This window comes from Myxococcus hansupus (assembly GCF_000280925.3).
GTDB lineage: Bacteria > Myxococcota > Myxococcia > Myxococcales > Myxococcaceae > Myxococcus > Myxococcus hansupus.
Genome location: NZ_CP012109.1, coordinates 2,436,445 through 2,451,082, shown reverse-complemented (window position 1 = coordinate 2,451,082; position 14,638 = coordinate 2,436,445). Strand labels below are relative to the sequence as shown.

General features: G+C 70.2%; 7 protein-coding genes. 4 read left to right on the top strand and 3 right to left on the bottom strand.

Annotated elements, in window-relative coordinates; translation table 11 throughout:
• Position 1 precedes the first annotated feature (1 nt).
• Entirely contained in the window at positions 2–844 is an 843-nt protein-coding gene (gene cysT / locus A176_RS09985) for a sulfate ABC transporter permease subunit CysT (RefSeq protein ID WP_002639847.1), read from the bottom strand.
• Between the two features lie 12 nt (positions 845–856).
• Positions 857–1,903: a sulfate ABC transporter substrate-binding protein gene (locus tag A176_RS09980; protein ID WP_002639846.1), complete on the bottom strand. Its 1,047-nt coding sequence runs from the start codon at positions 1,901–1,903 to the stop codon at positions 857–859.
• 280 nt (positions 1,904–2,183) lie between these two features.
• On the opposite strand from A176_RS09980, the gene A176_RS09975 reads away from it, so the two are divergent.
• From A176_RS09975 to A176_RS09960, 4 genes are all read left to right on the top strand, one after another.
• Positions 2,184–4,775: a LamG-like jellyroll fold domain-containing protein gene (locus A176_RS09975; protein WP_021781553.1), complete on the top strand. Its 2,592-nt coding sequence runs from the start codon at positions 2,184–2,186 to the stop codon at positions 4,773–4,775.
• A gap of 107 nt (positions 4,776–4,882) precedes the next feature.
• Complete coding sequence (locus A176_RS09970; RefSeq protein ID WP_002639843.1) at positions 4,883–8,290, top strand: AAA family ATPase; 3,408 nt, start codon at positions 4,883–4,885, stop codon at positions 8,288–8,290.
• Between the two features lie 4 nt (positions 8,291–8,294).
• The gene (locus A176_RS09965; protein ID WP_002639842.1) at positions 8,295–11,681 is read left to right on the top strand and encodes an AAA family ATPase; all 3,387 of its coding nucleotides are present in this window, start codon (positions 8,295–8,297) and stop codon (positions 11,679–11,681) included.
• Between the two features lies 1 nt (position 11,682).
• Positions 11,683–13,977, top strand: a complete 2,295-nt coding sequence (locus tag A176_RS09960) for an AAA family ATPase (protein WP_002639841.1) — start codon at positions 11,683–11,685, stop codon at positions 13,975–13,977.
• 55 nt (positions 13,978–14,032) lie between these two features.
• On the opposite strand, the gene A176_RS09955 is transcribed toward A176_RS09960, so the two are convergent.
• Positions 14,033–14,614, bottom strand: coding sequence for a superoxide dismutase (locus tag A176_RS09955; protein WP_002639840.1), 582 nt, complete (start codon positions 14,612–14,614; stop codon positions 14,033–14,035).
• Positions 14,615–14,638 lie beyond the last annotated feature (24 nt).

Here is a 14,638-nt window from a genome sequence, read left to right as displayed (position 1 = left end):
CTCACGCTCCCGGGCGGGCTTCCAGCCGCCGATGACTCCAGCGGTGGAGCAGGTTGACGGCGAGCAGCAGCGAGAACGACGCCGCCAGCATCACGATGGCGATGGCCGTCGCCCCCTCGTAGTCGTACTGCTCCAGCCGGGTGATGATGAGCAGGGGAACAATCTCCGTGCGCAGCGGCATGTTGCCGGAGATGAAGACGACGGAGCCGTACTCCCCCAGCGCCCGCGCGAACGCCAACGTGAAGCCGCTGAGCAGCGCGGGGACGAGCGCCGGGAAGAGCACGCGCCGGAACGTCTGCCAGGGCGAGGCGCCCAGCGTGGCGGCGGCCTCCTCCACGTCCGCGTCCAGCTCCTCGAGCACGGGTTGCACCGCGCGCACGACGAAGGGCAACCCGATGAAGGTCAACGCGACGGCCACGCCCAGGGACGTGTAGGCCACTGAGATGCCCAGGGCCTCCAAATGCTGGCCGTACCAGCCTTTGTTGGAGAACAACGTCGTGAGCGTCAGCCCGGCCACCGCCGTGGGCAGCGCGAAGGGTAGGTCCACCAGGGACTCCAGCACGTCACGCCCCGGGAAGCGGTAGCGCACCAGCACCCAGGCCACCAGCAAGCCGAAGACGACGTTGGCCAGGGCGGCGGCCAGCGACGCACCGAAGCTGAGCCGGTACGCGGCGAGCGCGCGCGCCGTCGTCACCGTGCTCCAGAACGCCTCCCAGCTCAGGGAGAACGTCTTCAAGAAGAGGCTGGAGAGCGGGATGAGCACGACGAGCCCCAGGTAGAACCAGGTGTAGCCCAGCGTCAGCCGGAACCCCGGGAGCACCCGGTGTCGGGAAGAACGAGACATGACGTGGCGTCCTCAGTTCGCGTGGGGCGCGTAGATGCGGTCGAGGACGCCACCGTCAGCGAAGTGCGCGGCCTGCGCGCGCGCCCAATCACCGGCCACCTCCGCCAGCGTGAGCCGCGTCACCTGGGGGAAGCCGGACGCGTGCTTCGCGGCCACCGCGGCCGAGCGCGGCCGGAAGTGGTGCCGGGCCGCGATCTCCTGCCCCTCGTCCGAGTACAGGTAGCGCAGGTACGCCTCCGCCACGGCGCGAGTGCCCTTGCGGTCCACGACACGGTCCACCAGGGCGACGGGCGGCTCGGCGAGGATGCTCACCGGCGGCACCACCACTTCGAACTCCGACCGACCCGCCTCGCGCGTGAGGAGGTACGCCTCGTTCTCCCACGCGAGCAGCACGTCACCCAGGCCCCGTTCCGCGAAGGTGGTGGTGGCGCCCCTCGCCCCCGAGTCCAGCACGGGAACGTTGCGATAGAGCTTCTCCACATACGCCTGGGCGCGCGCCTCGCTGCCGCCCTTTCCTTTCAACGCCTGGCCCCACGCGGCCAGATAGTTCCACCGCGCGCCGCCCGACGTCTTCGGGTTGGGGGTGATGACGGTGATGCCCTCGCGCACGAGGTCGTCCCAGTCGTGGATGCCCTTTGGGTTGCCCTTGCGCACCACGAAGACGACGGTGGACGTATACGGCGCGCTGTTGTGCGGCAGCCGAGACTGCCAGTCCGCCGGGAGGAGCTGCGCCTTCGCGTGCAGCATGTCCACGTCGTACGCGAGCGCCAACGTGACGACGTCCGCCGTCAGCCCCTCGATGACGGACCGGGCCTGCTTCCCGGAGCCCCCATGTGACTGCCGGATGGACACCCGCTGGCCGTGCGCGGACTCCCAATGGCACGCGAAGGCGGCGTTGAGGTCCTCATAGAGCTCCCGCGTGGGGTCATACGAGACGTTGAGCAGGGTGACGCTCCTGCCCGCGTCCTCCTCTCCCGAGGACCGGGAACAGCCCGCCAGGGACAACAGCAGGGCCAGCGGTGCCCAGTTCCTGGCGCTCGAACGCGCGCGACTTTCCATGCGGGACCTCGGGGTGAAACGGGGCCACGCGAGAAAGTCAAAAGCCCACTCCCTCGCGGGCAGTGGGCTTTCCGGACAACTCAGCCAGGGCGCTCAGGCCACTGGCGGACGGACGCCCACCGCGGATGCCGGACAGCAGCAACACGTCGGGTGGGTCGAACACGTCATGAGTCCCACGACGATGCCCGGGGGGGCTGTCGTTGTCAACGCGACCGGTGGAGTCCTACAGGACTTCACAGCAATACGAGAACATCTGGACTTCCCCTCCCCCAGGAGTCCCATGCCTCGACGCCCCCCTTATGTGAGCGCGCTGCGCTGCGCGCCCCTGCTGTCCCTGGCCTTGTTGCCGCTGAGCGCCACCGCGGCCGAGCGCCCCTCGCTCGTGAACACGCGCATCACCAACGTCTACGGCGCCAACGGCCACGCCTCCACCCTGGACGGCCGCGTCTTCATTGGCAACGTGCGCGAGGACCACGCGAACGACGAGACGACGTGGCAGGCACGGGTGTTCCGCCCCGAAGCGCTCACCTACGACAGTGAGGGCAAGCCCAACTTCGCGGGTACCTTCTCCCCTGGGCGCAGCACCTTCGTGAGGAACGGAGAGAACGCGCTGACCTTCTGCTTCCCCAACCCCGCGGCGCCGTACACGTTGTCCGGGGGAGTGGCCGTGTACACGCCGTTCCTCTTCGACTCGCGGATGTTCAACGGGCCCAACGTCTTCCGCCGTCGGCCCATCGATGTCCGCGTCTCGCAGCCCTTCACGCCGCAAGCAGACATCTCGTCCTTCACCACGGGCAACCTGACACCCCTCACCACCGTCAGCGGCGCGAGCATCCGGGGCATCGAGCCGTCAATGACGTCCGATGGGCGCCTCTTCATCTACCAGGGCGGCCCCCAGAACAACGGCACCATCGACTACCTCATGTACACGTACAACCCGACGCCGTGCGCGGCCTCGGGCTGGAGCGAGCCGCGTCCCCTGTCGATGATGTTCAATGACCCGAACCCGGGCCTCAAGCGCTATCCCTTGGCGTGGCAGCCGCTGAAGGCCGCCACCGGTGAGGCCTTCGGAAACACCGCCACCGCGACCACGCTCATCCGAGGCGCCTACGCATGGGTGGACCACGAGGGCCGCAACGTCCTCTACACCGGCGTGCGCTACATGGACGGCGCGCGGCGTGAAGCCGTCAGCCTGATTGGCGCGGACACGAACTTCACCGCGTACCACATCGACGGCGCCATCAACACGGACCGCAGCGACATCGGGCACCTCTTCTACTCCAGCCCCATGTGGAACCTGGAGCAGGAGCGCCACCCGTCGCAGAACTTCCCGCCGGGCTCCAGCAACACGAACCACTACCTGCCCGCCACCAAGACGCACGACGTGTTCCCGCTCTTCGGCAGCAACACGCGGGACTACAACGAGGTCGACGTCGGCGATTTGACCAGCCCCTTCCAGGTGCTCTTCCTGCCCCTGAATGAAATGGTCAACCGGGCCGGCGACTACGACTTGACGAAGACGCCGGACCTGTCGGGCCACTTCTTCACGGGCGCCCTCACCGGCACCGCGAGCATCTCTCCCGACAACGCGACGACGCAGCCGCCCTCCGGCTCGCTCTGGGAGCCCCATGGCAAGGGCAAGGCGCTGGTGCTTCCCGGTGGCGGCGCCCTCACGGTGAATCTCGCGGACGCCAGCGGCGCCATTCCGGGCGTGGGCGGATTCGTGCGCGGGTTCTCGGTGCAGGTCGCGGTGAAGCCCGACGCGGCCATCAACCAGGGCTGCACCGGCAATCCGTACCGCTACCTCCTGCAGAAGCCCGGTGGGCTGGACCTCATCTATGAGTCCAACCACACCGTCCAGGCCTCCTTCGTCATCAATGGCACGCGCGTGCGCTTGGGCCGCAGCCCCGCGCTGCCCCGAGGCGTCTGGACGCACCTGGCCTATTCGTGGGACGGCGTCACCGGCGCCTTCCACGAGTACATCAACGGCGTGTCCACCAAGCGCGTGCTCCCCGTGGCGCAGGGCACCATGCGCCTGGGCACGGGCACGCTGTCCGTGGGCGCGGGAATCGCGATGGACGCGCAGACCTGTCCCGTCAACGGCGAGGGCTCCTTCCGGGGCGCCATCGACGAAGTCCGACTGTTCAGCAACGCGCGCTCCAATCGGACCGTCTGCATGTCGTCGCACGGCGCCAACTGCAAGGAGGCCGCCATCCAGGTGGACCCCTCCGAAGGGCAGTTCGGCATGAGCCAGCAACATCCGGGCTGCAACAGCCAGAGCGCCCTGGGCGCCACGGCGTGCACGGTGTCCATGCACCGCGTCTGTGCCCAGCGCGGCGCCACGAACGCGCTCGACAGCACGCGGAACCTCCTCGAGACGATTCGGCAGCTCGTCGGAAACCGGCCGCCCATCTCGCTCATGGGCGTGCCCGCGAGCGCGGATGCCAACACTGTGAATGTGGCGTGCGGCCCCATCCAGCACGAGAGCCTGGCCGTCACCTTCGAGGAGCTCGCGCGCAAGCACAGCGGCTGCGCGGATGACCGGGCGGCGCAGTCCACCGACTGCAGCGCGGCCTCCAAGCGCTGGTGCAGCGACCGGGGCTGGACATCGGGCCAGTTCTTCGAGCTCACCACGCGGCCCTGGGTGGCCTGCTTCAACTCTGGCCTCATCCAGAACGTCCCGCGCGCACAACTGGGGCCCGCGGCCACGTCGGGAAGCCTGACCTCCTCGGCGGCCCGGCTGGAGTACAGCGCCTGGTGCCAGCAGCGCGGCTATGGCGCGGGCATCGTCCAGGAGGTGCCCTCGAGCACGACGGCGGAGGTGCACTGCTTCCACCCCGCCGCGACGGTGCCGTGGCGCTTCAACCCCTGACCTCCGCGACGAAATGTGAAGCCGGACCCGCGTCGTGAGCGGGTCCGGTCAGCTCCCGAGGGCTCCTGCCGTCACGCACGGCACCGTTTCCACCCGAGCCCTCGACCATGAACTTCCGTTTTCAATGCTGGCTACAGAAGCACGTCAGCGGCCGGGTGACGCTCACGCCGCTGGCGCTGCGCCGCCTGGCGGTGCACGCGGACTCGCTGGAGGCCGCCACCGAGGAGCTGACGCTCGCGCTGGATGACCAGCTCTCCCGCATCCACCCGCGTCGCGTGCCGGAGTTCATCGCCCCCGCCGGGGGAACGCTCGAAACAGTGGAGCTGCCCGCCCTTCCCGTCTGGGGCGCCGAGGAGAACCACTTCGCGCCCCTGACGCTGTCCACCGTGGTGGCCCCCACGCTCAATGCCTTCCTGGGACTCCACGCGCCGCGCCTCGACAGCCACCATTGGTTCCAGAGCAAGACACTTCCCGCGGAGGTCCAGGAGCTGCTGGGCGACCGTCTGGTGGGGATGTCCGACGCGCAACGGCTGGCGCTGCGTCCGGATGGCGCCGAGTCCCTGTTGGAAATCGAAGTGCGGGCCAAGCCGCTCGCCCTCGCGGACCTGACACCTCGCGAACTGCACCGGGACATCCGCCTGCCGCCGCGCCCGCCGGAAGCCCCCGCGGACGCGGAGGCCGACTCGCGGGATGACGACGCGGGCGAAGACGCGGAGGCGCTGGACCTGGATAGCTGGGAGCCGCGCCGCCGCACCGCGCACCGCGGCCCGGGTGAGCAGCCCGCGAAGCCGCCGCCCACACCCACCCTGGACAGCATCGGCGTGGCCTGGCACCGGCTCGCGCAGGAAGGACAGCTCGACGCGGCCTACGAGCAGGAGGCGCTGGTCGACCTGCTCCGCACGCGCTTCGCGGCCAAGGATGCCGAGCCCGTGGTGCTGGTGGGCCCCTCGGGTGTGGGCAAGACGTCGTTGCTCCACGCGCTCGCCCAGTCGCTGCGAGCCCCCACCGCCACCGAAGCCGAGCGAGCCCGCCCGTTCTACTTCCTCGACGGCAGCCGGCTCATCGCGGGCGACGGGTTCTTCGGAGACTGGCAGCAGCAGGTGCTGCGCGCCTTCCGCGAGGCCACCGAGGCCCGCGCCCTGCTCTCCCTGGGACACGCCGTGGAGCTGCTGGACGCGGGCAAGAGCGCCCACAGCGAGCAGAACGTGGCGCAGTTGCTGCTGCCGCTCCTCGCCGCGCGCGACGTGGCCGTCGTGGCCGAGGCCACGGAGGAGACCTGGGCCCAGGTGGAGCGTCGAAACACCAGCTTCGCGCGGCTCTTTTCAGTGGTCCGCATCGCGGAGCCCACGCCGGACGCGCTCGGACGCATCGTCGCCAAGGTGGCCGAAGACGACGCCTCCGCCACGGCGATGCGCGTGCAGCCCGAGGCACTCGAAGAAGCGCGGTTCCTCTGCCGTCGCTTCCTCCCCTACGGCGCCCAGGTGGGCAACACCGTGGCCTTCGTGCGCCGGCTGCTGGCGTCGTGCGCGCAGGACTCGCGCACCTCGGTCACCCGGCTGGAGGCCATTCACCAGTTCGCCTCCGAATCCGGCATCCCCGAGCACCTGCTCCGGGACGACCAGCCGCTGGAGTCCGCGAACGTGCGCGCCTTCCTCAGCGCCCGCGTGCTGGGCCAGGACGCCGCCGTGGAGCGCGCGGCTTCGGTGGTGTCGGTCCTCAAGGCCGGCATGTCCGACACGCGCCGCCCGCTGGGGGTGTTGCTCTTCGTGGGTCCCACGGGCGTGGGCAAGACGGAGCTGTCCAAGGCGCTGGCGGAGCTGCTCTTCGGTGCGAAGGAGCGCATGGTCCGCCTGGACATGGGAGAGTACGCCGGTCCGGACGCCCTGCTGCGCTTGATGGGAGATGGTGAGTCGCCGGGCTACCTCACCTCGGAGGTGCGCCGGCAACCGTTCTGCGTGGTGCTGCTCGACGAGGTGGAGAAGGCCCACCCGGCCGTTCACGACGCGCTGCTGGGGGTGCTGGGCGAAGGCCGCCTCACCGACGCCTCCGGGCGCTTCACGGACTTCCGCAACGCGCTCATCATCCTCACCAGCAACCTGGGCGCGGACACCCTGCGCGCCCGCGTGGGCTTCGATGCGACGGGCGGTGCCCCCGACATGGCGGCCTTGCGCACGCACTACCTCTCCGAGGTGCAGCGCTTCTTCCGGCCGGAGCTGTTCAACCGCCTGGACGACGTGGTCGTCTTCTCGCCGCTGGCCGCCCCGCTGCTGCGCCGGCTGGTGGTGCGCGAACTCGAAGCCGTGTGCCGGCGCCCCGGTCTTTCACTCCATGACGCCGTGCTGGACGTCACCCCCGCCGCGCAGGACTGGCTGGCCCTGCGCGGCTTCGACGCCCGCTATGGCGCCCGTCCCCTGAAGCGGGCCCTGGAGCGCGAGCTGGTGGTGCCCGTGGCGGGCTGGCTCGCGGCCCATCGCCGCACGGGGCCGGCGAGCCTCACGGTGGACGCCGGCGCGAGCGGGCTCGAGCTGCGCGCCGAAGCCCTGGGTGGCGCCGCGGAGAGCGCGGGCCGGGAGAGTCTCGAACAGATTCTCGAAGAAGCAGCCACCGTGCGGGCGGAGGTCCAGCGGTGGAGCCACTCCCCGCCCATGAGCGCCCTTCGCCGCGTCCTGGCCGTCTTCGACAAGGTCTCCCGCAACTCCGCGTACTGGGCGGAGCGCTCCCTGGCCGAAGACAGCTCGCGCAAGTCGGCGGAGGCGAGAGAGCTCGACAAGACGCTTCGGGAGTGCTCCCAGCAAGCGGAGGCCATCGAGGACCTGCTCTTCGAGGCCCACCTGTCCAGGACCGTGGAGCAGGCGGAGTCGCTGGGCCGCGAGGTTCGCCAGGTCAAGGCGGCCTTCGCGCGCATCCGGCAGCGCATCTATTCCTCCCGCTTCCCGCCGTCTCAAGGGGTAACCCTCTATCTGGTGCCGGGACGTGGCGCGTGGAAGCAGGTGCGCACGCTCGCCGCCGCCTGTGAGGCGTGGGTGCAGAAGGCCTCCCTGGAGATGCGCCGGGGCCTGCTCGCCACGCCCGAGCGCAAGCCTGGCGAGAAGGCCCAGCGCACGCCCCCGCCGCCCCAGTGGCGGTGGGCCAACGACGAGGACCTCGACAAGCTCGTCGTCCAACCCGTCGCCTACGCGTTGCAAGTCAAGGGCGGCCCCCACGCCTTGCAGCTCGCTGGCGAGCACGGCCTGCATCGATTCATCGAAGGCAGTCAGATTTCGATGGTGCATGCGTACTTCGAGCCGCGCCCCCGCTCGCTGCTCGACCTCTCCTCGCGAGACACGTTGCAGAAGCTGCTGCCCAGGAACGAGGTCCGTCAGGTGCGCCTGTCGGGCACTGGCTCTGGCCAGGGGACGTTGACGGACCTTCGCACCGGCGTGCAGCAGCGCTTCGGTCCGGAGGGCCCTGACCTGGAGCCCCTGCAGGAACCCTGGATGCAGTGGCACGTCTTCAACAGCCTGGACGAGGACTGACGACATGGACCTGAAGCTTCCCTTCGTGGTGGCCCCGCGCGGCGGCCGGCTCGTCGAGGCCTGGGTGCCCGCCTTCTTCCCTGCCCTTCACAAGGTGGGCTCCAGCCTGTCCTTGTTGCGGGATGAACTCGCGCTTGCCGTCATGGAGCGCTTCGAACGTGAGTCCCCGACTCAGGTGGCGCAGTACCAACTGCCACCCCACTTCGCCCTGAAGCACGTCCCTGTCGACACGGAGGGCCGGGACCGGGAGAAGAACCGCCGCGTCATCCTCCAGGGAACCATGACGGTGCTGCTGGAGAAGTGGCCCCGTGACACCTTCTGGGTCGTCACGCCCACGCGGCTCCCCGCGGCGCGCTTCGCGTTAAGCCAGCCCGCGGACCTGCCCCAGGCGCTCGCGCGGCGGCTGGTGGCGTGGTGCCTGGAACACGGCCTGGACTCGCTGGACGCGCACTGGGCGCAAGGCCGGGAGCGGCTGGAGCTGCTCGAGGTGGATGCCTATGCCCCCACCGTGCTTCCGCGCACCCCGCCACGGCCGGCGGTGTCGGCGCGGCGCCGTCGGCCCCAGAGCGCGGCGAATGAGGACACCGCGCCCGAGACGCCGGAGCAGCGGGAACAGCGTCGCAACCGCCGCCGCCTGTCCGTGGTGGAGCTGCGGGCGGTGGCGCGCAACCTGAGCCACGGCGCCCGGGACGGCTCGCTGGAGCGTTGCTTTGGCCGGGAGGCCCTGGTGCGCGAGTTGGTGGAGGCGCTCGAGGGCCGCGAAGGCTCCGCGCTGGTGCTGGTGGGACCGCCCGGCGCGGGGAAGACGGCCCTGATTCACGAAGCGGTGAGCCGGCTCACCGCCCGGCAGGATGCCGCGGGTTCGCGCCGGGACGTGTGGCGCGTGGACGGCAACCAGTTCATCGCGGGCATGATGTACGTGGGCCAGTGGGAGGCCCGTGCCCGGGGCGTGGTGAAGGAGCTGATGGAGGTCGGCGACCTGCTCTACGTGGACGACCTCGCCTCACTCGTCTACGCGGGCCGCACGCGCAACGAGCGCACCAACGTCGCGCAATTCCTGGAGCCGCACATGGCCCGCGGTGAGCTCACGGTGCTCGCCGAGTCCACGCCCGAGCGTTTCGAGCGCGTCCGGGAAGAAGCCCCCACCCTCGCCTCGCTCTTCCGGGTCATCCACGTCCCCGCCATGGACGCGCGCGCCACGCTGCCCGCGCTCCTCGGCACCGTGCGTGAACTGGAGGCCGAGAGCACGGGCACCTCCCTCCGGCTCTCGCCGCTGGCGCTGGAGACGCTGCTCTCCCTGCAGGAGCGCTTCGTGTCGCACGAAGCCTTCCCGGGCAAGGCGGTCCGTCTGCTGCGCCGGGTCATGGCCCGACAAGGCGTCTGCACCGATGGGGCCCGGCGCTTCTCCAACGGAGACGTCATCGACGCGATGAGGGAGCAGACCGGCCTTCCGGACTTCGTCCTGGGCAGCGCCCAACCGAAGACGCGCGAGGCCCTGACGTGGGAGATGCAGCGGCAGGTGGCGGGACAGCCCGAAGCCGTCGAAGCCGTGGTGGACGCCATCCTCACGTTGCAGTCCGCGCTCCAGCCGTCCGACAAGCCCCTGGCCACCTACCTCTTCGTGGGTCCCACGGGCGTGGGGAAGACGGAGACGGCCAAGGCGCTCGCGCGGACGCTCTTCGGCGGCGAGCAGCGGCTCATCCGTTTCGACATGTCGGAGTTCGTCACGGCCTCCAGCATCACCCGACTGCTCGGACGCCCCGGCGCTCCCGACGGCGAGCTGACCACCGCGCTGCGCACGCAGCCCTTCTGCGTGGTGCTGTTCGACGAGGTGGAGAAGGCGCATCCCCGCGTGTTCGACGCCCTCCTCCAGTTCCTCGGTGAGGGGCGGCTGACGGACGGCGCGGGGCGCACGGTGGACGCACGGCAGTCCGTCGTCGTGCTCACGAGCAACCTGGGCGTGCGGGAAGCCGCCAGCCACACCGGCTTCCACCGCACCGCGGACAGCGCGGAGGCGCACTACCTCTCCGCCGTGCGCGCATACTTCCGTCCGGAGTTCTTCAACCGGCTGGACCGCGTCGTGCCCTTCCGTCCGCTGACTCCCGCCGCGCTGCGTGTGGTGGTGGACCATGCGCTCGAAGCCTTGCTGTCGCGCCATGGCATCCGCCAGGGCAACGTGCTGGTGGAAGTGGAGCCGCGACTGCTGGACCTGCTGGTGGAGGAGGCCTACGACCCGCGCTACGGAGCACGTCCGCTCAAGCGCGCACTGGAGAAGCGCCTCACCCTGCCCCTGGCCCATCACCTGATACGGCGGAGCGCGGACGACCTCGCGCGCGTGGAGTTGCTGCGGAACGGCGACGACATGCGGGTGTCGGTGGAGTTGTTGGCCAACGCGCCAGCGTGGACACCGGAGCGGCCGGCCTCGTCCTGGACACTGGCGGAGGTCTCCAGCCTGCTCGAGGAGACCGGCGCGCGGCTGGCGGCGTTGCTGTCCGCGGAGGGCTCGTCCGAGGCCCGGGAGTTGGAGGAGCGACTGCGCCTGCTCGCGCTCGAGGCCACGGACATTCGCGAGTACGAACTGGCACCACGTGACTACCAGGAAGCGCGGGCGCCCGAGTCCACCGTGAAGCAAGTGATTACCTCCTACTCGAACCAGGTGGGCCACCTGGGCCTGCGTCAGCGGACTGTCTATGAAGAGCGTCCGCTGCCCATCTCGAACGAGGAGCAGCTCCGGCGCGCACGCCCCCGGGTGCTGGCCCTCCGCGACGAAGCCGCCTGGGTCGAACATCAGCTCGAGCACGTGGCACGGGGAACGGACGCCGTGACGGTGCTGGTGGAGGGGCTCGGAGACGCCACGCCCTCCGCGGTGTGGACCGTGACCAACTCCCTTCCCTTCGCCCTCGCGGAGACGGCGATGTACCTGGAGGCCGTCCACGCCGATGGGCGCACCGAGTGGTTCCGCCATGGAGACGAGCGGGCCGACGACCTGGAGCTGCGGCGTGTCACCGTGCGGATGTCGGCCGTCGGGCTGCGCGAGGTGCTCGCGCCCCTGCGGGGCTATGCACTGGTGGACCTCGTCCAGGGCGATGGGCCGCGACAAGTCCTGGTCCGGGTGGAGCATCTGCCCGAGGACGTACAAGGCCTGGAAGACGTGCCCCGCGTGGTGAAGGCGTGGGATGCCGAGCGCGCCGCCGAACGCGAAGGACGAAGGAGCGGCACCGCGTCAGTGGCCGCGAACAGCCACGTCATCCTGCGGGGCCCTGGCGGAGTCACCACCGGGCGCCCTCACAACTCGACCGAGCTCACGCATGTGGCGAGCGGGCGCCGGCCCGTGGAGGCGCACGCCTGGGCCGCGCGGGTGCTCCGGAAGCCCACCCAGGGACACGACTGACATGGAAAAGAACGTCCACCTCTTCGTGCGCACCTATCCCGGACTGGGCGTGGCGGCGCATGTCCTCACCCATCCACACCTGGCGTCCTTCGCGCCGACGCTGAACGCCGCGCGGCTCGACATCGCGGCGGTGGTGGGCCGGCTCCTCAAGCGAGGAGAACTCTGGGACGAAGAGACGCACTGGAGCGATTTGCGTCAGCGGAGGACGACGCTGACCGTGCGCGCGCTCGAACACGGGAAGATGCTGTCGGTCCCCTTGCGGCTCACCGTGCTGACGCACGGGGCGAAATCCCGCGCGCCCCGCAAGGAAGCTTCAGGTCACCGGTCCCTGCGGGTGTGGGTACCGCGCGTGGATGTCCAGGGGACGCTGTACGACGAGGCGGACCTGGAGCCCTACGTCGAGGAGTTGGTCCGTCACGAGCTCTACCTCGCGCCGCTCGACCGGCTGAGGGCGCTGGCCTACGTGGGCGAGGAGCAGGTGGAGACCCTGTCGGTGCCGGTCCGCTTCCGGGACACGCCGCGCGCCCGCGCTGGTGATTCGGTGAAGCCGCAGCGGCGCCAGGCGCCACCACCGGGCCTCGCGGAAGCCAGCCGGTGCCTCAACGAGGAAGCCCGCGCGGGCCTGCTGGAGCGCGCATGGGAGCGAGACACAGAGGTGTCCCGGCTCGCGGAGGCCGTCACCTCGCGCACCCGCGCCAGCGTGCTCCTGGTGGGCCCGTCGTCCGTGGGCAAGACGGCCCTGGTCCATGAACTCGTTCAGCGCGCGGAGGCGGCCACGAAGGGCTCGCCCCTTCTCGGGATGGAGGTCTACAGCTCCTCCGGCAACCGCATCATGGCGGGCATGCGCTACCTGGGGCAGTGGCAGGAGCGCGTGAAGCAGATGGTGGAGGCCCTGCGAATCCGCCGGGCCGTGCTGCACCTGGACAGCCTGTCGGAGCTGCTCTCGCTGGGCGGCGGTGACACGGGCTTGGATGTGGCGCGGCAACTGCTGCCCGCGCTGGAGAGCGGCGAGGTCTCCCTCATCCTGGAGGCGACGCCGGAGGACGTGGCCCGCGCGGAGCGGACCCACGCGGCGTTCCTGCAAGCGCTCCGGCACATCGCCGTGGCGCCCCTCTCACCGCATTCGGCCCGCACCGCGCTGCAGCAGGCCTCGCACCGGGTGGGCCGCGCGCGCAAGGTGCGCTTCATGCCGGAGGCACTGGACCGCGCTGACGAACTCACGGAGCGCTTCGGCGCGGGGCCCTCGCCCGGCGGCGCGGTGTCCCTGCTGCGCGCCGCCAGCACGGAGCCCTGTACCGCAGGTGAGGTGGACGCCGCCTCGGTGACGCGCGCCTTCTGCACCCGGACCGGGTACCCGCGCGAGCTGGTGGACACGGCCATCCGCCTGGACCCGGACGCGCTGCTGCGCCGCTTCCGGGAGCGCGTGGTGGGCCAGGACGAAGCCACCCTCCTGCTGCGCAACCTGGTCGTCACCTTGAAGACGGGCCTCGCGGACCCCGCGCGTCCGTTGGGGGCCTTCCTGCTGCTGGGTCCCACGGGCGTGGGCAAGACGGAGTCGGCGCTCGCGCTGGCCGAGTACCTGTTCGGCGACGTGGCCCGGCTGGCGCGCTTCGACATGGCGGAGTACGCCGCGCCAGGCAGCGCCGCGCGCCTGGTGGGGGACGCCGGAGGCCAACAGGGCAGCCTGACACGGCGCGTCCGCGAGCAGCCCTTTGGCGTGGTGCTGCTGGACGAAGTCGAGAAGGCGGACCCGGGCGTCCATGACCTGCTGTTGCAGGTCATGGGCGAAGGCCGCCTCACCGACGCCACGGGCCGCACCGTCAGCTTCCGCAACACCGTCGTCTTGCTCACGAGCAATCTGGGCGCGGACAGCGCCGGGCGCTCGCTGGGATTTGGAGAGCCCGGCGTCCGGGAGCGTGAGGCGCACTACCTGGGCGCCGCGGCGGCCTTCTTCCGGCCCGAGCTGCTGAACCGGTTGGACCGGGTGGTGCCCTACCGCGCGCTCACGCCGGACGTCATCGCGTCACTCGCCCGGCGCACGCTGGAAGCCGCCCTCGCTCGCGAGGGGCTCCGCCGCCGAGGGGTGACGGTGACGTTCGGGGAGGACGTGGTGGAGCATCTGGCGCGCGTCGGCTTCGACGCTCGCTACGGGGCAAGGCCACTCAAGCGTGCCGTGGAGCAACACGTGGTGGCGCCCCTTTCGCAGTGGCTGGCGGCTCAATCTTCCAGCACTCCCCCCCAGGTGAAGCTCGGCGTGGGGGTGGAGGGGCGAATCGAGTTGAGCGGCCTCGGATGATTGCCGAGGCCGCCCAGGCCAGCGAGTACCGCCGTGCGTGGGCGACCGAAGGGACCTAGCCCTTGAGGTTCTGGGCCACGAAGTCCCAGTTCACGAGGTGCGTCAGGAACGTCTCGATGAACTTGGGGCGCAAGTTGCGGTAGTCGATGTAATAGGCGTGCTCCCACACATCGATGGTCAGCAGGGCCTTCTGGCCGTGCTTCATCGGCAGGTCGGCGTTGCCCGTCTTGGTGACCTTGAGCTTGCCACCCTCCAGCACCAGCCAGGCCCAGCCCGAGCCGAACTGCGTGGCCGCTGCGGTGGAGAACTCCTCCTTGAACTTGTCGAAGGAGCCGAAGTCACGGTCGATGGCCGCCGCGAGCTCACCCGTCGGCTTGCCGCCGCCAGCCGGCTTCATGCAGTTCCAGAAGAAGGTGTGGTTCCACACCTGCGCGGCGTTGTTGAAGACGCCACCGTCGCTGCTGAGGATGATCTCCTCCAGCGACTTGTTCGCCTCCGCCTTGCCATCCAGGAGCTTGTTCAGGTTGTTGACGTAGGCGGCGTGGTGCTTGTCGTGGTGGAACTCAAGCGTCTCCGCGCTCATGTGCGGCTGGAGCGCGTCCTTCTTGTACGGCAGTTCAGGCAGCGTGAACGGCATGGTCGTTTCCTTTCGGAGTGAGAG